This window comes from Pseudomonas sp. HUK17 (genome assembly GCF_001566765.1).
Genome location: NZ_LSMW01000015.1, coordinates 63,961 through 86,510, shown reverse-complemented (window position 1 = coordinate 86,510; position 22,550 = coordinate 63,961). Strand labels below are relative to the sequence as shown.

20 protein-coding genes are annotated in these 22,550 nt (G+C 63.7%); 13 read left to right on the top strand and 7 right to left on the bottom strand.

Annotated features, from left to right (window positions below; all coding sequences use genetic code 11):
• Nucleotides 1–89: 89 nt before the first annotated feature.
• Nucleotides 90–2,492: a TonB-dependent siderophore receptor gene (locus AX284_RS10670; RefSeq protein ID WP_017638904.1), complete on the bottom strand. Its 2,403-nt coding sequence runs from the start codon at nt 2,490–2,492 to the stop codon at nt 90–92.
• A 510-nt stretch (nt 2,493–3,002) separates the two neighbouring features.
• Between AX284_RS10670 and AX284_RS10665 the strand changes: the two genes are divergently transcribed.
• Genes AX284_RS10665 through AX284_RS10655 form a run of 3 tightly spaced genes read left to right on the top strand, consistent with a single transcriptional unit; the run spans nt 3,003 to nt 6,159 of the window.
• The gene (locus AX284_RS10665) at nt 3,003–4,217 is read left to right on the top strand and encodes a CHASE2 domain-containing protein (RefSeq protein WP_160329278.1); all 1,215 of its coding nucleotides are present in this window, start codon (nt 3,003–3,005) and stop codon (nt 4,215–4,217) included.
• Nucleotides 4,214–4,573 (top strand): hypothetical protein, encoded by a 360-nt coding sequence (locus AX284_RS10660; protein WP_017638906.1) that lies wholly within the window; start codon nt 4,214–4,216, stop codon nt 4,571–4,573. The genes AX284_RS10665 and AX284_RS10660 overlap by 4 nt, the downstream gene beginning before the upstream one ends.
• Before the next feature lie 2 nt (nt 4,574–4,575).
• Nucleotides 4,576–6,159, top strand: a complete 1,584-nt coding sequence (locus tag AX284_RS10655) for a M48 family metallopeptidase (RefSeq protein WP_068385289.1) — start codon at nt 4,576–4,578, stop codon at nt 6,157–6,159.
• Between the two features lie 97 nt (nt 6,160–6,256).
• Here AX284_RS10655 and AX284_RS10650 read toward each other — a convergent pair whose 3' ends face one another.
• From AX284_RS10650 to AX284_RS10640, 3 genes are read right to left on the bottom strand one after another with little or no spacing between them, the layout of a single operon-like run.
• Entirely contained in the window at nt 6,257–8,254 is a 1,998-nt protein-coding gene (locus tag AX284_RS10650) for a CHASE2 domain-containing protein (protein WP_236712161.1), read from the bottom strand.
• A 10-nt stretch (nt 8,255–8,264) separates the two neighbouring features.
• Nucleotides 8,265–8,897 carry an OmpA family protein gene (locus AX284_RS10645; RefSeq protein ID WP_068385284.1) on the bottom strand — a complete coding sequence of 211 codons (633 nt, stop codon included), beginning with the start codon at nt 8,895–8,897 and terminating at the stop codon, nt 8,265–8,267.
• Entirely contained in the window at nt 8,894–9,343 is a 450-nt protein-coding gene (locus tag AX284_RS10640) for a FecR family protein (protein ID WP_068385281.1), read from the bottom strand. Before AX284_RS10640 ends, AX284_RS10645 begins: the two co-directional genes overlap by 4 nt.
• A gap of 274 nt (nt 9,344–9,617) precedes the next feature.
• Between AX284_RS10640 and AX284_RS10635 the strand changes: the two genes are divergently transcribed.
• Nucleotides 9,618–10,184, top strand: coding sequence for a histidine phosphatase family protein (locus tag AX284_RS10635; RefSeq protein WP_068385278.1), 567 nt, complete (start codon nt 9,618–9,620; stop codon nt 10,182–10,184).
• A gap of 110 nt (nt 10,185–10,294) precedes the next feature.
• Here the strand turns inward: AX284_RS10635 and AX284_RS10630 are convergent, their stop codons facing one another.
• Entirely contained in the window at nt 10,295–11,104 is an 810-nt protein-coding gene (locus AX284_RS10630; RefSeq protein WP_068385275.1) for an inositol monophosphatase family protein, read from the bottom strand.
• A gap of 651 nt (nt 11,105–11,755) precedes the next feature.
• Here AX284_RS10630 and AX284_RS10620 point away from each other — a divergent pair.
• The 9 genes from AX284_RS10620 (at nt 11,756) to xylB (ending at nt 20,854) form a co-directional block, all read left to right on the top strand.
• Nucleotides 11,756–12,196, top strand: coding sequence for a hypothetical protein (locus AX284_RS10620; RefSeq protein ID WP_017638913.1), 441 nt, complete (start codon nt 11,756–11,758; stop codon nt 12,194–12,196).
• 152 nt (nt 12,197–12,348) lie between these two features.
• Entirely contained in the window at nt 12,349–12,594 is a 246-nt protein-coding gene (locus AX284_RS10615; protein ID WP_068385268.1) for a hypothetical protein, read from the top strand.
• A gap of 143 nt (nt 12,595–12,737) precedes the next feature.
• Complete coding sequence (locus tag AX284_RS10610) at nt 12,738–13,052, top strand: hypothetical protein (RefSeq protein WP_064306661.1); 315 nt, start codon at nt 12,738–12,740, stop codon at nt 13,050–13,052.
• 216 nt (nt 13,053–13,268) lie between these two features.
• Nucleotides 13,269–14,594 carry an ABC transporter substrate-binding protein gene (locus AX284_RS10605; protein WP_068385265.1) on the top strand — a complete coding sequence of 442 codons (1,326 nt, stop codon included), beginning with the start codon at nt 13,269–13,271 and terminating at the stop codon, nt 14,592–14,594.
• A 122-nt stretch (nt 14,595–14,716) separates the two neighbouring features.
• Nucleotides 14,717–15,649: a carbohydrate ABC transporter permease gene (locus tag AX284_RS10600; RefSeq protein ID WP_064306663.1), complete on the top strand. Its 933-nt coding sequence runs from the start codon at nt 14,717–14,719 to the stop codon at nt 15,647–15,649.
• A 10-nt stretch (nt 15,650–15,659) separates the two neighbouring features.
• Nucleotides 15,660–16,493: a carbohydrate ABC transporter permease gene (locus tag AX284_RS10595; protein ID WP_064306664.1), complete on the top strand. Its 834-nt coding sequence runs from the start codon at nt 15,660–15,662 to the stop codon at nt 16,491–16,493.
• A 157-nt stretch (nt 16,494–16,650) separates the two neighbouring features.
• The gene (locus AX284_RS10590; RefSeq protein WP_064306665.1) at nt 16,651–17,748 is read left to right on the top strand and encodes an ABC transporter ATP-binding protein; all 1,098 of its coding nucleotides are present in this window, start codon (nt 16,651–16,653) and stop codon (nt 17,746–17,748) included.
• A gap of 64 nt (nt 17,749–17,812) precedes the next feature.
• The gene (locus tag AX284_RS10585) at nt 17,813–19,288 is read left to right on the top strand and encodes a mannitol dehydrogenase family protein (protein ID WP_064306666.1); all 1,476 of its coding nucleotides are present in this window, start codon (nt 17,813–17,815) and stop codon (nt 19,286–19,288) included.
• A gap of 69 nt (nt 19,289–19,357) precedes the next feature.
• On the top strand, nt 19,358–20,854 hold the full coding sequence (gene xylB / locus AX284_RS10580) for a xylulokinase (RefSeq protein ID WP_068385262.1): 1,497 nt from the start codon (nt 19,358–19,360) through the stop codon (nt 20,852–20,854).
• Between the two features lie 144 nt (nt 20,855–20,998).
• On the opposite strand, the gene ybaK is transcribed toward xylB, so the two are convergent.
• Nucleotides 20,999–21,469: a Cys-tRNA(Pro) deacylase gene (ybaK, locus tag AX284_RS10575; protein WP_068385259.1), complete on the bottom strand. Its 471-nt coding sequence runs from the start codon at nt 21,467–21,469 to the stop codon at nt 20,999–21,001.
• Nucleotides 21,466–22,530, bottom strand: coding sequence for a diguanylate cyclase (locus AX284_RS10570; protein WP_068385256.1), 1,065 nt, complete (start codon nt 22,528–22,530; stop codon nt 21,466–21,468). The genes ybaK and AX284_RS10570 overlap by 4 nt, the downstream gene beginning before the upstream one ends.
• Between the last annotated feature and the right edge of the window lie 20 nt (nt 22,531–22,550).

Here is a 22,550-nt window from a genome sequence, read left to right as displayed (position 1 = left end):
CGGCACTCCTTCGCAGAAGTCCGCAGCTTCGCCCAAGTCCGGTGGGTCGGACAAGGGCGAAGCGTGAGCCCGCTAACGGAGTCGCGGGATCAGAGGGTCCACTTCAGGCTGAGCATGACGTTGCGGGGATCGCCGTAGACGCCGGTACCAGTGCCCGTTGGAATGCCCTGCCAGTATTTCTCGTCGAAGATGTTGTTGAAGTTGACGCGACCATCCCAGTGCTCGTTGAAACGATAGCCCGCCATCACGCCCACCAGCGCATAGCTATCCTGTTTGGCTTCGCCATTACCGACACGCTCGAAGGTCCCGCTCTGGGCCAGCAGATCGGCGCCAATGCGCCACTTGCTCAGCTCGCCGGTGAGCTGATAGCTGGTGGCGGCCTTGAACAGGTGCTTGGGCTGCTCCGGCGCGAAGCGGCGGTCTTCGTAAACAGCGTCTTTCGTGAACTCGCTCAGCACCAGGGTATAGGCCGCCGACGCCTGCCAGTTGGGTGCGAATTGACCGGAGATTTCCGCATCTATGCCGCGACTGCGAACCTCGCCAGCGGCGGTGTAGCAGCTTTGCACCGGATAGCCCGGGCAGAAGGTCGCCTGGTTGCTCGGCAGGTAGGCGCGATTTTCCTGGACGGTGTCGAAGAGCGCGACGGAAGCGTTCAAGGCGCCATCGAAATAGGCGCCCTTCAGCCCGATCTCGTAGCTTTTGCCGGTCCGGGGTTCAAGTACCGAACCTCCGGTGTTCTGCTCGCTTTGCGGCTTGAAGATCTCGGTATAGCTGGCATACACCGAGTAGGTGTCGTTCAGGTCATAGATGATGCCGGCATAGGGCGTGAATTCGCGTGTGGCCTTGTAGTCGTTGTCACTGTAGAGATTGTCGAAGTCGTACCAGCTGACGCGTCCCCCAACGATGACGTGCAGGGGATCGATCGGATTGAGACGCGCAGCAGCGTAAATCGCTTCCTCGGTGGTGGTGTTCTTGCTGGCGTAAGGCGTCAAGCTGTCCTTGGCCGGCTTGGGAATGCTGCTGGGACGGAAGTTGTAGATGTCGACCGGGGTTGCGCCGGAAAAGCCCCCGCGCTGGTAGAACTTTTCCTGACGCCGACTGATGCCCACCATCAACTCATGCTCTCGACCCAGCAACTGGAAGGGGCCGCTCACCGAGGCATCGAGGTTGAGCTGGTCGGAATCCGTCCGATAGGCACCGGAGGCGGTGGCCAGATCGCTGACGGAGGAATAGCTGAAGTCCGGCGCTACAGAGGTCAGGTAATTGGAATAGGTATCCGAATTCGCCCAGACCTGCTGCGCTGCCAGCTTGGCCTTCCAGCCGTTGTCGAAGGTGTGGGTGATGTCCGAGAACAGGGTGTAGGTGTCCTGATCCCAGTACGCCCAGTCGCCGCTCAGGAAGGTGGAGCGTGACAGGTGCAGGTCCTCGCCATTGGGACCGCTGGGCAGGCTGCCCCAGTCGGAGGTCTTGTCCTCGCGCTGCTTGGAGGCGCCGATGGTCCAGGTGGTAGCGTCGCTGAGATCCGCTTCAAGGACACCATAGAAGGTCTGGCGTTTGCGCTCGCGGACGTCCTGGAAGCTGTTGCTGTCTTCATAGGCAGCCACGGCGCGACCGCGCAGGGTGCCAGCTTCATTCAGCTTGTTGGAGGCGTCGACCTCGGTACGGTAGCGATCCCAGCTGCCGGCGCTGGTGGTGACGCTGACCTGCGGAAAGGCGGTCGGGCGCTTGCGCACCAGATTCAGGGTCGCCGAAGGGTCGCCAGCACCGGTCATCAGGCCGGTCGCGCCGCGCACCACCTCGACCCGGTCGTAGATGGACAGGTCCGCCGAGGACAGGGTGTCGAGGGTGAAGGTCCCGGCCGTGGTGGGCAGGCCGTCGTACATGATGTTGTCGATACGGAAGCCGCGCGCGAGGAATTCCTGGCGGTCGCCGCCGAACTTGTTCAGCGTCACCCCCGGCGCGTAGCGGACCACATCGTTGAGATCGGTCATGCCCTGGTCTTCCATGCGCTGTCGGGTGATGACACTGACCGACTGGGGCGTCTCGCGGATCGACAGGGGCAGCCCGGTGGAGGTGCTCATGGCGCCGGTGGTATAGGAGCGGGTCCCTTCGGTGGTCGCTCGACCAGTAAGGGAGCCGTCGTCCGCACTGATAGTGGTGGCATCCAGGGTCACGCTGCCAGTCTCCGCGTGGGTGGATACCGGCGCGACGGTAGCGACCGAGCCGCTGACCGAGGCCGCCAGGCCACTGCCCGCCAGCAGACGCTGCAGGGCGACATCCGGCTCCATCCGCCCCGACAGCGCCGGCGCACCTTTGCCGGCCAGGGCCGCGGGATCGTAGTTCACCTTCAGGCCGCTGGCACGCGCAAAGCTCTGCAGGGCATCGGCCAGCGGCTGCGCCGGTTGCGACAGGGCGATGGGTGCGGCCTGGGCCAAGGCTGTCACGCCCAGGGAAACGGAGAGCGCCAGGGCGCGAAGAGTGAAGTGCTGCATCTAGGTTCGTCCTCAGAATGGAAGCGGTCCGTCCATACCCCACGTAAGGACTCGACAGACCCGGCTCCCGGGTCCATGGACCTGCATCCAACGCCGCCAGCGGCGGGCTGAAAGACTATGAGATGATGTCCTATCTGTAAATGCAAATTAGTATCATAAATATACGCGAACGTTACCCATTGGCGTCCGTGCGCTCTAGGCTGCGGTTCCGTGAAGTTGCAGGAGCTGGGTGCACTTCAGGCAAAAGCTGCCTGATCCATTGCATCCAATACACTGGCGGAACATGGGTACCAGGGCTGGAGCAAAGACAAGAGAGCGGGCAAGCTACTCCCAGACGAAAAACGTGACGCAATTTGCAAAAAGCCCTCCATTGCCGCAGAGTTGCTCTCGCTTGAAACAAGGAACGTTTTGATGTGCCAAGGAATGCCACCAAGGTCCATGACCCGTCTGCGTCGTGGGCTGCTGCTAGGCGTACTAGGGCTGCTGATCCTGGCCTGTGATCCCTTGGGCTTGTCCAGCGCCACGGACAAGGCCAGCGAACAATTCTTCAATCGACTGCTGTCGGCCTTCTACTCCGATCGCGGCCAGCAACAGATCGTTTTGCTGTTGCTGGACGATGCCTTTCTGCTTCGGCACGATCTGCATTGGCCTCTGCCTTATCAGGAACAGGCCAAGGTGTTGGCGCGGCTGCTGCATTATCGGCCCCAGGCGGTATTCGTCGACCTGCTGTATAGCCATGATCACTCCCGGGCGAACGAGACGCCGCAGGTACTAGCCAACGTCTTCGCCCGCTATGCCCAGCAGGACATTCCAGTGTTACTCGCCAGCACCGGGCAGACGCTCCCGCAGACGAATCAGGCGGATACCCTGTCTGAGCTGGCGAAGGTGACGAAGCCGGCCATCATCCAATGGGATGACCAGGGGGACCGCTATCCCCTCACCGTAACCGGCAGCGACGGTCAGCCGCTGCCTACACCTGCCCAAGCGCTCTATCAGGAATACTGTCAACGCCAGACTTGCGAGCTGCGTGAGATGGCAGCGGATGCGCCTCCCATCGCCGTGCAATGGGGACTGCATACGGCTAGCCAGCAGCCTTTGCTCAGCAACAGCCAGCATTGCCAACTGCGCTCCAGTGCCCTGGCGGAGACCTTCCAGATGGTGCTGACGGCGCTGTTCTGGCGCTTCTCCACTCCCGCGACCCTGCCCTGCCCCTATACCCTCACCCTGAATGCAGCGGAACTGGAAACGACCCTGCCCGAGGAGCGGGCGCTGCTGCGCAGCGTATTACAAGGGCGCCTGGTTCTGGTGGGTGCCGACATCACGGGGGCGGCGGATCGCATCCATTCACCGGTTCACGGACAGATCCCGGCGGTCTATCAGCACGCCATGGCCTTGGACAATCTCATTACGTTACAGGCCGACTACTACCGAGACCCGCCAAGCCTGGGCGATACCTCACTGGATGTCATCAGTATCGTCGGCCTGGTGTTTGCAGCCGCCATCCTCGCCATCGTCCTGGTTCGCGAGCAAGGTTGGTTCACTAGGCTCTACCTGAGAACGGTGCTGGCAATCCTCCTGTTGGCCGCCATGGCCGTCTGCTACCTGCTGAGCCTGACGCCGCTCAACGTGGTCGGTCTGGGACTGCTCAGCCTCACCCTTTTTCGCAATCACCTAGAAGCTCGGGCGGAGACCCGAGATCACATCCGGCAAGGAGAACAATCATGATCAAAGCGTGGCTCACCAGCGCAATTCTCGTGGTATCGCTTGAGCTTCAGGCCGCTCCCCTCACGGTCGTGGCGATCGAGAGCGACCCCTTGAGCCTGCTCGACCCACTCGGCAAACCCTTGGGTAGCCTGTCTCGGGATCGCCTGCCCCAGCTGCCGCTACCGGTCTTGTCCACCAATGAATTGGATCTGGTTGAGGTACAACTAGATGGTCGGCGAGTCTGGCTGGACCGGATGGACGTGCGCCTGAACCAGGGCGCAGAGGTAAAGATGCCGTGCGCCAAGCTCGCCAGTGGCACGGCCGACCGCAGCAGTGGGGCCACCTTGGGCTACGGCGCCGGCTGCGCCAAGGAGTAGCGATGAACACCGCCCGCGCTGTCCTACCGCTGCTCTTTGGCTGCCTTGCGCTGAGCGGATGTGGGACGCTCACCGGTGCGCCCGATGCCCTGGCCAATCTGTCAGGAAAGCATACGTATGCCACCTTCGACGGCCACTATCTGGATCAACCGGATGTGCGAGCCCACCGCACGCTCGATGCCCGGCACGTCGAAAACCTGCGCCTCAGCTACGACGGCCACAGTCTTCCAGCCAATGAGGTGCGCCAGCAGAACCTCGTCGCCATTGCTCCGCTAGAGGAGTATCTGGATGGCATCGTGCAAAAACTCGGGCGGGGCTGGCCGGGTGAGATGCCACCCCTCAAGATCGGCCTGGTCGATAGTTACGCCTTCGGCCCTTCGGCCGATCCTTACGGCAACATCTTCGTGCCCCTGGGGATGTTGGAAAACGTCGCCAGCGAAGATGAAATCGCCGCCATGCTGGCTCATGAAATGAGCCACGTTCTGCTGCGGCACCATGATCGCCGTAAGGCGTTCATCCAGCAGAAAGAGAACGTCACTCGCATGGCGACCTTGGCGATCTTGGGTGCGACAGTGGCCGACACCCGCATGGATCGCGCTGGCGATCAGGTCCGCTTCAACCAGAAGAATCCCGCAGAAACCGGCAAGATCATCAACCGTACCCTCCTCTACAGCGCCTTGATCAACAGCTTTTCCGACAATGTCTGGAACACGGCCTGGGGCCGCGTCCAGGAGGATCAGGCAGATTTGCTCGGCGTCGACCTGCTGATCCGTGCTGGCTATGCACCGCGGGCCGCCAGCCACAGCCTGCAACGCCTGGACGACTACCAGGGCAAGCAGACCCCGCTGATGGCCACCTTTCTTCAGGAACGCCAGCTGGGCCTCACGGCGGCGGTTACCAAGCTGGATGTCAATAGAGTGTTCAAGGAAGCTCAGACATTCCTCAATCAAGGCATGCTGGTGAGCATTACCACAGCCAGTGACTACCTGCAGCGCTCGCACATGTCGCCCATGCAACGTGATAAGGACCTGCGCCAGTACCTGCAGCGGGAGTATCAGGGCGAGCGGCGCGCCCAGGTGGAGCGCTCGCGCTGGTCGCACCTGCGTGAGGATCCTCGGGTACGGGCCGCACTCAGTGCCTACCGTGATGCCTATGGCGCCAATGTGGCCCTGGAGCGCAAGGATCTGCGAGGTGCTCAAGCCCTGGTCGAACGTGCCCTGTCATCACCGGTAGCCAACCAACCCGGCATCCGCCGTGCAGCCTTTAATCTTCACCTGGCCCAGGGTAATCGGCAGCAGGCGGCGGCAACCCTGCAGGCCATCGAGAACTGGCGCCTGGCGAGTCCGGAGCTTTACGAGCTGGCGATTTCCGCACGCCTGAACAATGGCGATCCCCAGGGTGCGCTCGCCTTGATCGATCAAGGCGAGCAGAACTTCGGCTCCGAAGAAATGTTCATCGTGCAGAAGATCCATGTTGCGCGACAACTCAAGGACCAGCCCGCCCAGCAGCGGCTGGGTAAGAAATGCCTGACCTATCCCAGCGTCAAGGCCAATTGCGTGAAGTTGGTGCCAGGGCTGAAGGCTTGATCCGTTACGCGAGGGACGCTTCCTGACCATGGGGCATCTCCGATTCGGCATCCGAACACCCTGTACAGGACCGCCGTCCGGTCGGTGCCGCACCCGTTCAGACCAGGCGCCGACTTCCCCCCGCCCCTTCATCGCGAAAATGCTGGGCGATGGTCAGGATCTGCGGCTCGATGGCCAGGAAGGCATCTAGCACCTGGGGATCGAAGGTGCTGCCACGCATCTCGCGCATCATCTGCAGCGAGTCTTCGTGGCTGAAAGGCTCCTTGTAGCAGCGACGACTGATCAGCGCATCGTAGATGTCGGCCACCGCCATGATTCGCCCGGCCAAGGGAATGTCTGTACCGGACAGCCTGTTGGGATAGCCGCTGCCGTCCCATTTCTCGTGGTGGGTACTGGCGATCTCGGCGGCCAGGGCGAGGAAGTTGTCATCCTCCAGATGGCTGGCGGTGCTGAGGATGATCTGGCGACCGAATTCGGCGTGCCGCTGCATCACCTGCATTTCCTCGGGCGTCAGCCGCCCGGGCTTGAGCAGGATGGCATCCGGCACCCCGACCTTGCCGATGTCATGCAGCGGCGCGGACAGGAACAGCAGCTGGATATAGTCCGGCGTCAGCAGGTCCGCCGCCTGACCGGTGCGTCTCATCTGCTCGGCGATGGCACGGACATAGTGTTGGGTGCGCTTGATATGGGCACCGGTCTCGGGATCCCGGGTCTCGGCCACCGCGGCCATCGACTCGATGGTGACCTGGCGTGAGCGTTCCAGTTGCCGGCGCCAGCGCTCTTCGTACTGGCGCGCCAGGATGATCCGGGTGACCAACGCCAGGCCCGAAAGCATCGCCACCAGCAGCAGGGGTGCGGCCAGGGGCAGGAAGACGTCGTAGCGCACGAACAGCCAGATGCCCAGCAGCTGTGGCAGGACGATCAACGCTGCCGCCAACAGGGCGAGGCGGCGCTGATTGTGGTTGTAGAAAAACCCGGCGGATAACAACAGGCCGCCGATCAGGCACAACGCCAGTTGCAGTACTCCAGCGAACTGGGGGACCCGCACCAAGGCGTCGTCCAGCAGGTCCTGGGTCAGGGCGGCCTGCAGCCTGACGCCGGAAAAGGTCTGGCCCAGGGCCGTCGTGTGCAGATCATTGAAGCCCGCGGCAGATACGCCGACGAAGACCACCTTGTCCTTGAGTCTGGCGGGCGCCACCGCGCCGCTGAGCACCGCCAGCGCCGAGACCTCTGGATAATGCTCGGCAGTGCTGTGCAGGTGCAGCAGCGCCTGGCCTCGACTGTCGAGCGGCAGACGGTGATCGCCAAGCCGCAGCACCGGTCCGGTGACGCTGGTCTCCACCACGCCCTCGGCCAGCCCCAGGGCGCGCATGGTGGCGGCCAGGGCCAGACTGGGATGGATGATGCCCTGGTGACTGAGCAGCAGGGGGGTGCGCCTGAGGATGCCATCGCTGTCACGCTGGCTGTTGATGAAGCCGCTAAAGCGCGTCTGGCTGGCGATGGGGGCTACGTTGTCCAGCGCGCCAGTAGCCTCGGGCAGCGCCAGGGCGTCGAGGGCACCGCTGAAGCCAATCCCGGGCCGTAGGCCGCTGGAAGCGGGCTGGTGCAGATCGAGGAAGAAGAAGCGGGCGGCGATGGCCCCCGTCTGTCCCATGACGTAGCCAAGATAGCCGTCGTTGTCCTGCAACTCCGCAGGCACGCCGGAAAAGCTCAGGTCGATGCCGAAGTCGTCTTTGAAGCTCTGCTGCAACGCCTTGAGCGAGGTGCGGTCCGGCTCGCTGAACAAGACGTCGATGGCGATCGCGGCGGGCTCGGCTTCGGCGATGCGGGAGAGCAGCTCGGCTACCCGATAGCGGGGCCAGGGCCACTGGCCCAGTGCCGCCAGGCTGGCTTCGTCGATGCTGACCACCTGTACCCCGGTCGCCTCCTCGTCGCTGGCCGAAAAGCGACTCAGCTGATCGTAGGCGAGGCGGTCGAGATACTGCAGTGGCGTCCATTGCAGCAAGGCGGCGAAGCCAAAGGCCAGCGACAGCCCCAGACTGACCAGGAACATCCAGGGCGCACGACGACGCAACGGGTGGGTGACGGATTTCATGCACCAGACCCTAGAGAATCAGGACTTCGGCACGGCGATTGCGCGGTTCCGACTTTCCCGGGCGAGACGGCACCAGTGGCACCGTGTCGCCGAAGAACTCGACGTTGATACGCAGCTTGGGATCGAGCCGCTGTAGCAGACCGGCCACCTTGCGGGCGCGCTGCCCTGAGAGGTCGAGATTGTAGGAAGGCGTACCCGACGCATCCGCGTGGCCGAATACCGAAATCTCGGTAGGCATGCGCTGGCGCGCAGCGTCCAGCACCTCTGGTAGCAGCGCTTTGGATTGAGGTGTCAGCTCCATGCTGTCGGACCGGAAGTTGAGCACGAAGGTCTTTGGCGGCGAGGGCTGGGCCGCCAGCACCTGGCGGTGCTGCTGCTCGAAGAGCGGCTGGGCCACTGACTGCGCGGCAGTCGGCGCCTGATTCGGTCCGGCTACCGTAACCTCGGCAAAGCCCTGGTCGATTGCCTGGCGCCCGGCGGAGCTGGTGACGGAGACGGCACCGACGTGCCCATCCTCGTCGGGCATCAGGGTGACCCTGGTCTGGGGCAGCGGAGGGCTGGCACAGCCGCCCAGCACCAGCGCCGACAGCAGAACACCTAGCAGCGGGCGACCTTGGGACGAGGCAGCGATCACGGCGCTCATTGGGCCTGGACCAGGAAGCGGGTGCCACGCACGCCGATGGTGGCGGAAGGCGTCTCGATCTTCACCGAGTCGGGCGAGACCTTGCCGATCTTGCCGGACGAGTAGATGGCCGCGCCTTTGGTGAGGTAGACCGAGAAGCCATAACGGCTGCTCTTGGGTTCAAACAGGTAATCGCGCAGCTGCACATCGGCGTCTTTGCCCAGGGTGAGCAGGGTACCGTCGAGAAAGACGATGGCCGCGGTGGATTCCGGGCCCGCCTGCAAGCGATCGGCCACCTGCAGGGTGGTGCCGGCCTGGGCCTGGAAGGTCGTCGTCTGACGCAACACCTTGACGCTACCCGACACGCTCTTGATCAGCGCGACGTGGGACTCTTCCGCGGCAGTCACCAATGGTGATCCCAGCACCTGCACACCGAGCAGCGCCAACGCGCACAGTATTCTTTTCATGCTTTCCTGTCCTTGGATGGACGACGTGCTTGGACGGTCTCTGACTAGGCAACGCGGGTTGCAGCAGGCGCCCAGGCAACTTCCCGAAGCAGCCTGCTACCCAGCGAGTCAGGCACTAGGCTCGTGAACCCAATCACCTTCTACCAGATAAACAAGCCAGGCGGCATAGCCAGCAGCACAAGTGGCAATTTGATATCACCGTTACGGGGCGGGACAGTGCGAGACGAACGCTGATAACTGCGGTCTAGTGACCATCTTTCCCAGGTCGCCTTCCATGCACATCATTTTAGTCCGTCACGGCAAACCCGATCTTTCCAGTAAGGCTCGCTGCACCCCGCGGGAGATGAAGGACTGGGTCGCGCGCTACCAGGAGGCGCCGGTGCCGGCAGGCCAGGAGCCTGTGGAAACACGGCGGCTGGCGCAGGAGGCGGGCTATGTGGTGAGCAGCCCCCTGGGACGTTGCGTACGCTCGCTGGAATACCTGATGGGGCGCACGGACAGCCCGGTCGATGAGGTCTATGCCGAAGCGCACCTGCCTTATCTGGAACTCGATGCGCCGCGGCTGCCGGTCAAGGCCTGGCGCCTGCTGTTCAGATCCGCCTGGTTCCTAAGCTTCGCCGCCCATACCGAATCCATCGGCAGCTCTTCGGTGCGCGCTGGCCAGGCGGCCGATCGACTCATCGAACTGGCCGAACGCCACGGCTCGGTGCTGTTGCTAGGACACGGCATCATGAACGTGCTGATCGCCTGGCAGTTGCGCAAGCGCGGCTGGCGCGGTCCACTGCATCTGCTGCTGAAGGACTACTGGAAGCCGAGCCTCTATCGCAAAGAGCAGCGCTAGGACGCGGCGCCTGGCTTCGGTCACACCGGCCACGTCCGACGGCGGCAAGGTGACCGGTAATAGCCAGGCAACCTGCCCTCTTGCCTCTTCGTTCCGCCGGAACTGTCCGCTCACTTGTCCAGCGAAGGCCCTACCAATGCGGCGAGCTGGTCGTAGACCCCTGGCGCTGCCACCAGCAGGGGATTGCCATTGACCAGGCCCTCGTTACGCAGGAAGGCGTTGTGGCGGCCGCCCGCCTCCTGGATCAGGACCAGGCCCGCCAGGCAGTCCCAGCCATGGATCAGGGTCTCGTAATAGCCGATCAGCCGGCCGGCGGCGACGTAGGCGGTCATCAGGGCGCCCGAGCCATTGCGAAAGAACTGCCCGCCTTCGGCCAGCAGACCGGTCACGAAGGGCAGGAAGTTTTCCTTGCCACGTCTGTGGGTGGTACCCAGGCCGGTCAAGCCCTGGCGGATCTCGGTGGCGGGATGGACACGCAGTGGCTGATCGTTGACGAAGGCACCATGCCCCCGCAGGCCATGGAAGAGTTCGTCGTGATTCGGATCCATGATCGCGCCGAGCAAGGGCTCCCCCTCGTGCATCAGGCCGATGGACACGCACCAATTGTGCAGTCCGTTGAGAAAGGGCGCGGTGCCGTCGATGGGATCTATGACCCAGAGATAGGGGGCAGCCAGATCGGTTGCACCGCCCTCCTCGCCCAGCAGGCCATCCTCTGGAAAGCGTTCGCTCAGGCGTTGGCGGATGAGCTCCTCCAGCGTCTTGTCGGCGATGCTCACCACGTCCTGCAGGTCGCTGCCCTTGTGGTCCACCTGCAGCGCGCCGCGCCGGTGATAGAAGTCGAGGCCGAGTTGCGCCGCTTCCTGGGCGATCTCCTGGACGGCGCGGTAGCGTTCGGCGATGGCGGGGGCAATGTTGACCATGAAGACTCCTGGAGCAGTTGAAAAGCGCCAGGGTGCCAGCTCGGAACCAAGATGCAAATCCTCCATACGGGACGGCACCAGGTCATCGTCCTCAAGCAGAATTACGGCGTCCGGCAACCAACCCGTGTCTCCAGTCATAGTGGTACAGAATACAAATTCGCTCTCACTGTAATGCAATCTCAATTGGTCGCCTTCGCGGACATTCAATTCCAAGGCTGCGAAATCGCGCTTGAGTTGCCAGCCATCGGCGCAAGGCTGGCACCAGGCGTTGGGCACCCAACCAGAACGACCATCCACAGCTTTGCACCATGTCCAGCCCAGCATATCCGTGATCTCTTGCGAGCCATCGATTACCGGCTGAACGATATCGCCGCCTGCAACTGCCAGCGAATTTGGATAAGGTCGTTGATAGGCGAGACTGGCGCTACCTAAGGTGCCAGGAGGAAAGCGATAGAACATATGACTAATCCTTATTGACGCCGTCCTTACTCTTTAAGCTCTACCAGTACCAGGCGGTCACCACCATGTCATCTGCAAGCTGCAGGCTGTCGGGTATTGGCAGTCGATACGGCGAAATGTGGAAGCGGACCGCACCAAATCCGCCAGCAGCCGGTCAGAACATTCAAGCGCTCGATGTACCGGGAGGACGCCATGACCGCACAAACTTCGCTATTCCACGGCAATGGTCAGTTGCAGCAGTTGCGCCGACTGATTCCCAGAAAGCACTTCGAGTGTCTGGAGCGCCATCTGGAGCTGTTGTCGAGCGAATTCCCACTCTTCGATCATCCGCCACTGATGATCGACTGTCCCATCGCCGAAACCCTGGAAAACCTCGGCATCCGTGCCTTCCAGTGGCAAGGCAGCTGCGACCTGCCGCAGCGGATGGCCCTGGGTAGCGCGCTCATGGGTGAGGGGTTCATGGCCCAGTCCAGTACGCCCGAATACACCCTCTACCTCAATGCGCGTGGTGAAAAAGTCCTGTTGCGACAAGAGCCCGCTGCCAGCCAAACCTTGGTCAGCCTGGTCTCGGATTGCCCGCCGCTCTTCGCCTATCTGGCAGCCAAGCATCGCGAGCTGCTATCGGTTGACTGAACGGTTCGGCATCCGGTTGTCGGTGGTGTGACCGACCGGTACTCAGGATGACGAACAGGATCACAGTTACGCAGTAACGTCAGACTAAGAAGGAACCAAATAGGCAGGGTAATGGTAGATTCGCGCTTCGGATCTACCAGGAGACCCAAGGAATGGGAATTCGTATTCTGGCCAGTGTCATTGCGATCTTTGCAGCCCTTCACGCCCAGGCTGCCACCCTTCCCGCCGTACCGCCGCTCAAGCTGGCGGATCTTACGCTCAAGGCTCCCGTCGCAAGTACCGAGGTTCTCCCTAGCAGAACCGACGCCCAGCCCCGTGACACTCGACAGCCTATCAATAGCGCCCGCTGGCTGAACGAACGTCAGACCTTTGTTCAAGAACAGCGCTGGGTATTCTAGGCCGTTCGATTGATGTCGACGGATGGCTTCCAATTCGTATTATTTTTAATCCCGCCTAGGGAATGAATCGCCGTTTTCCAGGTCCGTCTGGTTCTATGGGCAGCTCACCCCGTCTGCCCTTTCGACCTGCATGCGGAGCCGTCATGAAACGCCTGTCCCTTCTCCTGTTCGCCGCGCTGTCGGCATGCAGTTCGGCGCCTACCTCTCCTCCGGCCGACCCCTCGCAATTCGGCGGCCGTACCCAGGAGCAACTCCGGCAGAGTTTCGGCTCGCCGCAGCGAGTCGCGCAGCTCGATCGCCTGGTGGTCTACGAATATCGCAACCTGCGCGCCCCGGGTAGCGCGACGCCGGTCTATTCCTTCCTCATCGAAAACGAACGGGTGATCGAATCTACCCCCGGAACCTTGCAGCTTTATCGCGAGGACGGCATCACCAAGGTCAAGGCGGAAAGCCTCTAGGCAGAGCGGACGCCCTTGCCGGAGGTTAACGCACGGCCTGGAAGGGATGTGCAAAAAAATACCGATTTTGGTGTCTTCCAGCATTTGTTTCCCAGGCGGCTACGGGCTGTAATCAGTCCGAGGCTTCCGCTGCCAAGGCCGCAATAGCCGGTCGCGTAGTGGGTTACAACAACAAGAAAAGCGTCTGCTGCATTGGCACGGGACGCGGAGTGCAAGATGAAAACCACACCAAAAGCGCTTTTATTGTCCGCTGTCACCCTCTCTGCAGGCCTGACCTTTTCACTGGCCCTTCAGGCCGCTGAAACGGTCACCATCGCCACCGTCAACAACAGTGACATGATCCGCATGCAGCGGCTGTCCAAGACCTTCGAAGAACAGCATCCCGACATCAAGCTCAACTGGGTGGTGCTCGAAGAAAACGTGCTGCGCCAGCGCCTGACCACCGACATCGCCACCCAGGGCGGTCAGTTCGACGTCCTGACCATCGGCATGTACGAGACCGGCCTCTGGGGCGCCCAGAACTGGCTGGAGCCCATGAAGGACCTGCCCGCCAACTACGACCTGGACGACCTCTTCCCGTCAGTTCGCGAAGGCCTGTCGGTCAAGGGCACCCTCTATGCGCTGCCCTTCTACGCTGAAAGCTCCATCACCTATTACCGCAAGGACCTGTTCCAGCAGGCTGGCCTGACCATGCCCGCCCAGCCCACCTGGACCCAGATCGCCGAGTTCGCCGGCAAGCTGCATCAGCCGGACAAGGACCAGTACGGTCTCTGCCTGAGAGGCAAGGCCGGCTGGGGCGAGAACATGGCCCTGGTCACCACCATGGCCAACGCCTTCGGCGCGCGCTGGTTCGATGAAAAGTGGCAACCGGAATTCACCGGTCCGGAATGGACCGCGGCGGCCAACTACTACGTCACCAACATGAAGAAGTACGGTCCGCCCGGCGCCTCCAGCAACGGCTTCAACGAAAACCTGGCGCTGTTCAACAGCGGCAAGTGCGCCATCTGGGTCGATGCCAGCGTCGCCGGCTCCTTCACCATGGACAAGAGCCAGAGCAAGGTCGCCGACAGCGTCGGCTTCGCCGGCTCGCCGCGCGAGGTCACCGACAAGGGCTCCTCCTGGCTGTACGCTTGGTCCCTCGGTATCCCAACCTCCTCCAAGCACAAGGATGCCGCCAAGACCTTCGTGACCTGGGCTACCTCCAAGGACTACGCCAAGCTGGTCGCGGACAAGGACGGCATCGCCAACGTGCCGCCGGGTACCCGCAAGTCCACCTACAGCCAGGCCTACATGGACGCGGCGCCCTTCGCCAAGGTCTCCCTGGACATGCTGCAGCACGCCGACCCGGCCCACCCTTCGGCCAAGCCGGTGCCCTATGTGGGCATCCAGTACGTGACCATTCCCGAGTTCCAGGCCATCGGCACTTCGGTGGGCAAGCTGTTCGCCGCGGCCCTTACCGGGCAGATGTCGGTCGAGCAGGCCCTGCAGGCGGCCCAGCAGTCCACCGCCCGGGAAATGAAGCGCGCCGGCTATCCTAAGTAGCGCTGGATACCGGGATCCGCCGCGCGCGGATCCCGGCCTAGCGGCTTTCCCTGCCTGATCCGCCACTGGCCTCGCAAGACGCCAGTGCCTCGTCACGGCCCACTGCCTTGCGGAGCATCGCCATGCAGACCTCCACCCTCAAGACGCCTGCCGTCGAAACTCCTGCCGCACCCGCCCGGCGTCAACGCCGTCGTGCCGGTCCCGGCTGGTTCCTGATCAGTCCTTCGGTGGCCTTGCTGCTGGTGTGGATGCTGGTGCCCCTGGGCATGACCATCTGGTTCTCGCTGATCCGCTACAACCTGCTGTATCCCGGCGAGCATGGCTTCGTCGGCCTGGAGAACTTCGAATACTTCGTCACCGATGCCGGCTTCTGGCCCGGCATGAGCAATACCCTGCTGCTGGTGGGCAGCGTGCTGCTGATCAGCGTGGTCTTCGGCGTACTGATCTCGGCGCTGCTGGAAGCCAGCGAGTTCCTTGGCCGCGGCATCGTCCGCGTCCTGCTGATCTCGCCCTTCTTCATCATGCCCACGGTCAGTGCCCTGATCTGGAAGAACCTGATCTTCCATCCGGTCTCCGGCATTCTCGCCGCGGTCTGGAAGCTGTTCGGCGCCACCCCGGTGGACTGGCTGGCCACCCATCCGCTGCTGTCGATCATCCTGATCGTCTCCTGGCAGTGGCTGCCCTTCGCCATTCTCATCCTGATGACCGCCATGCAGTCGCTGGACCAGGAGCAGAAGGAAGCGGCTCGCCTGGACGGTGCCGGTCCGCTCGCCATCTTCTGGCACCTGACCCTGCCGCACCTGGCGCGCCCCATCGCCGTGGTGGTGATGATCGAGACGATCTTCCTGCTGTCGGTGTTCGCCGAGATCTACACCACCACCAGCGGCGGCCCGGGCTTCGCCTCCACCAACCTGGCCTACCTGATCTACAACCAGGCCCTGCTGCAGTTCGACGTCGGCCTGGCCTCCGCCGGCGGCCTGATCGCCGTGCTCATCGCCAACATCGCCGCCATCATCCTGGTGCGGATGCTTGGCAAGAACCTGACCCAACAGTGAGGACCCTGACATGCTGACGCTCAAGCAATCCCGGCGCCTGCAGAGCCTGCTGCTGGGCCTGCTCGCCTGGCTGGTGGCCCTGGTGCTGTTCTTCCCGATCTTCTGGATGGTGCTGACCAGCTTCAAGACCGAGATCGACGCCTTCGCCACGCCGCCGCAGTTCTTCTTCACGCCCACGCTGGAGAACTACCTGACCATCCAGGCGCGTAGCGACTACTTCCACTTCGCGCTGAACTCGGTGGTGATCTCCTTTGGTGCCACCCTGCTCAGCCTGCTGCTGGCGCTACCGGCGGCCTACTCGATGGCCTTCCACGAGACCAAGCACACCCAGCGCCTGCTCTTGTGGATGCTGTCCACCAAGATGCTGCCGGCGGTCGGGGTGCTGGTACCCATCTACCTGCTGGCCAAGCAATTCGAACTGCTCGACAGCCGGCTGCTGCTGATCGCCGTCTACACCCTGATCAACCTGCCGATCGTGGTCTGGATGGTCTACACCTACTTCAAGGACATTCCCAAGGACATCCTCGAGGCCGCGCGCCTGGATGGCGCCACCACCTACCAGGAAATCGTCCGGGTGCTGCTGCCGATCGCCAAGGGCGGCATCGCCTCGACCATGCTGCTGTCGCTGATCCTGTGCTGGAACGAGGCCTTCTGGTCACTGAATCTGACCTCGTCCAACGCCGCGCCGCTGACCGCGCTGATCGCCTCCTACTCCAGTCCCCAAGGACTGTTCTGGGCCAAGCTGTCGGCCGTCTCGACGCTGGCCTGCGCGCCCATCCTGATCTTTGGCTGGATCAGCCAGAAACAACTGGTGCGCGGCCTGTCCTTCGGCGCCGTGAAATGAGCCGTCGCTGCGCTACTGCGCTTGCCGATCCGGCGTCGGAAGCTCGCTCGAAATGCTCATTTACCCGCGTAAACTGCGCTTTCTCGCGACCTTCCTCCTTGTCTCGCCTTCGCTCGCGACGCGCAGCGACGGCTCAAATAACAAGAGGATTCCTGTCATGGCCAATCTGAAAATCCGCAGCCTGCGCAAGGGCTTCGACTCGCTGGAAATCATCAAGGGCGTCGACCTGGACATCAACGACCGTGAGTTCGTGGTCTTCGTCGGTCCCTCGGGTTGCGGCAAGTCCACCCTGCTGCGCCTCATCGCCGGTCTGGAAGAGGTCAGCAGCGGCACCCTGGAACTGGACGGGCGCGACATCACCGAGGTCTCGCCAGCCAAACGTGACCTGGCCATGGTGTTCCAGACCTACGCCCTCTATCCGCACATGAGCGTGCGCAAGAATCTGTCCTTCGCCCTGGATCTGGCCAAGATCGACAAGCAGGAAGTGGAGCGCAAGGTCACCGATGCCGCCCGCATCCTCGAACTGACACCCCTGCTGGAGCGCAAGCCGCGCCAGCTCTCCGGCGGCCAGCGCCAGCGGGTGGCCATCGGCCGCGCCATCGTTCGCCAGCCAAAGATCTTCCTGTTCGACGAACCCCTGTCCAACCTAGATGCCGCCCTGCGCGTGCAGATGCGCCTGGAGCTGGCACGCCTGCACCAGGAACTGCAGGCCACCATGATCTACGTGACCCACGACCAGGTAGAGGCCATGACCCTCGCCACCAAGGTGGTGGTACTGAATGGCGGGCGGGTCGAGCAGGTCGGCTCGCCCCTGGAGCTCTATCACCATCCGGCCAACCTCTTCGTCGCCGGCTTCCTCGGCACGCCGAAGATGGCCTTTCTCAAGGGCAAGGTGCTGGCCACCGACGCCCAGGGCGTGGAAGTGGAGCTGGCCGCCGGTCCGCGCCTGCACCTGCCGCGGCGCGGTGACGGCCTGACGGTTGGCAGTCCGGTGACCCTGGGCATTCGCCCGGAACACCTGCGCCTGGCCGCCGACGGCCAGCTGCCGGTAATCAGCGATGTGGCCGAACGCCTGGGCAGCGACACCTATTGCCACATGGTCACCGAGGCCGAGGAGCCGCTGACCGTGCGCGTGCCGGGTGACTGCGCCGTGGCCTACGGCGAACGCCAGCGCCTGGCCCTGGACGCGGACTTCTGTCACCTGTTCGACGAACAGGGCCGCGCCGTGGCGCCGCTGCTGCGCCAGGCCGCCTGATCTCCCCTTCTCTCCTGGTCATGGCCGACCATGACCAGGAGCGCCTTCTGCCAGGATCCCTCTCATGAAACTCAATCGCCAGAATCTCGACCAGCTTCCCGCATACATCGCCAAGCCCTCCTACGCCGCCTGCCAGCTGCGTCAGGGCATCGTCCACATCGGCGTCGGCGGCTTCCACCGCGCCCACCAGGCCATCTACACCGAAGCCCTGCTCAACCAGGGCCGCGACCTGGACTGGAGCATCTGCGGCGTCGGCCTGCGCGCCGAGGACCGCGCCATGCGTGACGCCCTGGCCGGACAGGACTACCTCTATACCCAGGTGGTGCTGGCCGACGAGCCGGACACCGAGGTCCGCGTCGTCGGCGCCATCAGCGGCATGCTGCTGGCAGAGGAAGGCACCCAAACGCTGATCGACAAGCTGGCCCATCCCAGCACCCGCATCGTCTCCCTCACCATCACCGAGGGCGGCTACTGCATGGATGACAGCACTGGCGAATTCAACTTCAAACTGCCGCTGATCCAGCACGACCTGCAGCATCCCGGCGATCCGCGCAGCGTCTTCGGCTTCCTGCTGGCGGCCCTGGCCAAGCGCCGCGCCGAGGGCACCGGCCCCTTCACCGTGATGTCCTGCGACAACCTTCCGCACAATGGCCAGGTGACCCGCAAGGCCCTGCTGGCCTACGCCGGCCTGGTAGACGAAGAGCTGCACGGCTGGATCGCCGAGCACGTCAGCTTCCCTAACGCCATGGTCGATCGCATCACCCCCATGACCAGCACCGCCCATCGCGAGGCCCTGCTGGCCGAACACGGCGTCGAGGATGCTTGGCCGGTGGTCTGCGAGCCCTTCCTGCAGTGGGTGCTGGAAGACAAATTCGTCGCCGGCCGTCCGGCCTGGGAAGACGTCGGCGTGCAGTTCACCGATGACGTCACCCCCTACGAGGAGATGAAGATCAAGCTGCTCAACGGCAGCCACCTGGCCCTCACCTACCTGGGCTTCCTCAAGGGCTATCGCTTCGTCCACGAGACCATGGCCGACCCGCTGTTCGTGCGCTACATCCGCACCTACATGGACGAGGACGTGACCCCGCAGCTGGCCCCAGTACCCGGCATCGATCTCGACCAGTACAAGGACACCCTGATCGAGCGCTTCTCCAATCGCGCGATCGCCGACCAGCTGGAGCGCGTCTGCTCCGACGGCTCCTCGAAGTTTCCCAAGTTCACCGTGCCGACCATCAACCGGCTGATCGAAGACGACCAGGCCATGGATCGCGCCGCCTTGGTGGTGGCCGCCTGGGCGGTCTATCTGCGCGGCGTGGACGAGAGCGGGGCGACCTATCGCATCCCCGATCCGCGGGCCAACTACTGCGAGGAGCTGGTGCAGGATCAGAAGAACCTCACCGAGCGCCTGCTGGGCGCCGAGGAAATCTTCGGCAAGCACATCCCGAAATCCGCCGCCTTCGTTGCCGCCTTCGAGCGGCAGCTGTACAACTTGCGGACCCATGGGGTCAGCGCCACCTTGCAGACCCTGCTCGGCGACTAGCCTTGGCAAAACGCTGCCTAGGTAGCGTCGATGGTTCATACAAGCCCTAACAACAAGGAGCGGCCAGGCATGAAGTTTCTCGGGATCGACTGCGGTACCCAGGGCACCAAGGCGGTGATCCTGGATGTCGAGCGCGGCGTGGTACTGGGTGAAGGCAATGCGCCTCACCCCCTGACCGAGGGCGCCAATGGCCGTCGCGAGCAGAATCCGGCGGACTGGATCAGGGCACTGGTAGCGGCTACCCGCGCCGCCCTGGCCCAGGCCGGCAGCGATGGCCAGGACATCCTCGGTGTTGGCGTCTCGGGCCAGCAGCATGGTCTGGTGCTGCTCGACGACAGCGGCAAGGTGCTGCGTCCGGCCAAGCTCTGGTGCGACACCGAGTCCACCCCGGAAAACCAGCGTCTGCTGGAGCATCTCGGTGGCGCGGCAGGCTCCATCGAGCGCCTGGGTCTGGCCATCGCGCCGGGCTACACCGTCTCCAAGCTGCTCTGGACCAAGGAGCAGCATCCTGAGGTGTTCGACCGGATCGCCCAGGTACTGCTGCCCCACGATTACCTGAACTTCTGGCTGACCGGCCGGGCCGTGGCGGAATACGGCGATGCCTCGGGTACCGGCTATTTCAATGTGCGCACGCGCCAGTACGACCTGGAACTGCTGCGCCATATCGACCCCAGCGGTCGCCTGGAACGCGCCCTGCCGGCGCTGATCGAAGCCGACCAGCCGGTCGGGCGGCTGCGGCCGGAGGTCGCCAGCCAACTGGGCATCAATCCCCAGGCGCTGGTCTCCAGCGGCGGCGGCGACAACATGATGGGCGCCCTGGGCACCGGCAACAGCCGCGCTGGCCAGATCACCCTGAGCCTGGGTACCTCGGGCACCCTCTATGGCTACTCCGACGAACCCCGCATCAGCGAGCATCCCGCCGTGGCGGGTTTCTGCTCCTCCAACGGCGGCTGGCTACCGCTGATCTGCACCATGAACCTGACCAATGCCAGTGGCCAGATCCGCGAGCTGCTCGGTCTGGATCTCACCGAACTCACCCGCCTGGTGGCGGAATCACCCATCGGCGCCGAAGGGGTGCTGATGCTGCCCTTCCTCAACGGCGAACGGGTACCGGCACTGCCGACGGCGACCGCCAGCCTGCACGGCCTGACCGCCACCAACCTGACCCGCGCCAACCTGTGCCGGGCGGTGGTCGAGGGGGTGAGCTTCGCCCTGAGATACGGCTTCGACCTGCTGCGCGACCTGGGCATGCCCGGCGATACCCTGAGACTCATCGGCGGCGGCGCCAGGAGCCCGGTGTGGCGCCAGCTGATCGCCGATCTGATGAACACCCCGGTGGTCTGCCCGGTCCACGGCGAAGCCGCGGCCCTGGGCGGCGCCTTGCAGGCGGCCTGGTGCTGGAGTCGGGAACAGGGTCGTCCGGAATCGCTCGACAGCCTCACCGAACGCTGCGTGCACCTGGATCCGGCCAGTCGCGCCGAACCGGATCCCGCACGGGTCGCCGAATACGAGGCGGCCTACCAGCGCTATCGGCAGCAACTGCGGGAGAGCTACGGGGTAGCCTAGCGAGCGGAGGGGGTGGAAAACGCCAGGCGGTTTTCACCCCATGGAGACTCAGCCGTAGGTTGGGCTGAGCACCGCGAAGCCCAACAAAACACAGCCGTACCTTTACATCGTTGGGCTTCGCTGCGCTCAGCACCAACCTACGTCTCAGGCCTTGCCGATCGGCACGAAGGGCGCATCCAGCAGCCGGGCGAGATCCGTCGGTGCCAGGGCCACTTCCAGTCCGCGGCGCCCCGCACTGACATGGATGCTCGGCAGCTCCGCGGCGGACTCGTCGACAAAGGTACGCAGCCGCTTCTTCTGCCCCAGCGGACTGATGCCACCCACCAGGTAGCCGGTGCTGCGCTGGGCTTGCTCGGGCTTGGCTATCTCCAGCTTCTTCACCCCGGCCGCCTGGGCCAGGGCCTTGAGATCCAGGGTGCCGGCGACCGGCACGATGGCCACCAGCAGTTCCTGCTTCTCGCTCGCTGCCAGCAGGGTCTTGAACACCGTTTCCGGCGCCAGACCGAGCTTTTCGGCGGCTTCCAGGCCGTAGGAGGCGGCCTTGGGATCATGGTGGTAGCTCAGCACCTCATGGGGCACCTGGGCTTTCTTGAGCAATTCTATCGCCGGGGTCATGCCAGCACTCCTTGGGGATCGGCCACCTCGGCCCGCCCGCGGCCCTGCGCCTTGGCCCGGTAGAGGGCGAAGTCGGCGGCCTGCAGCCAGTGGGCAACGTCATCGTAGGCCCGGTCGAATCCGGCGACGCCGCAGCTCATGCCGACCCGCACGTTCTGCCGGTCGCCGGGGCTGCCCGCCTGCATCTCGTGGAGGCGCTCCTGCAGGCGGCGAATCAGATCCAGGGCTCGCTCGGGCGAGGTGTCGGGCAAGAGGATACCGAATTCATCGCCGCCAAAACGACCGGCGAGGTCACTGGTGCGGATGGTGCGCGCCAGCAGACCGGAAAATTGGCGCAGCATCTCGTCACCGGCCTGGTGGCCGAAGCGATCGTTGACCAACTTGAAGTTGTCCAGGTCGATCATCACCAGGCTGGCCTCGGCGCCACTGCGCTTGCAGCGGGCGAACTCGCGCTGCAGCAGCTGATCCCAGTGCGTTCTGTTATGCAGACCGGTCATGCCATCCTGCTTGCTGATCAGCTCCAGCTCCTGCTTGCGCCGCGACAGCTGCTGCGCCAGGCGAAAGCTCACCAGGCCCAGGGCCCAGGGGTAGGCGATGATCATCGGCAGGCAGGCATAGATCTGCGCGGTGGAGGTCTGGATGGCGACCGGATGGCGCAGCACGACCAGACCGGCCAGGATGCCCACCAGCTGTGCGAGCAGCCCCCGGCGCCAGAACGCCAGGCCACCGGCGCCGAGCATGTTCATACCGGTCATGGCGAGCAAGGTCACGCTGGGCAGGAGGTTGAAGCCCATGCTCGCTGCCCAGAAGCCGGCCGAGCCGCAGTCCAGCAGCAGATTGCCCAGTTCGGTGCGATAGGGGTCGCGAGCGCGCACCGCTCGCCAGTAGGCCAGCGGTGACCAGAGCAGCGCATTGGCCAGCAGCAGGATCCATAGCCCAATGGACACCGGCTGGGTGATCTGCACCGAGACGATGCAACTCAAGCTGAGCAGCAGACCGACCGCACGGGGTAGCCAGAGCCGCCGAGCGAAACCGCGGCCACGCGTGAGCACATCTGGCATTGGCAATCCCCACTGCGACG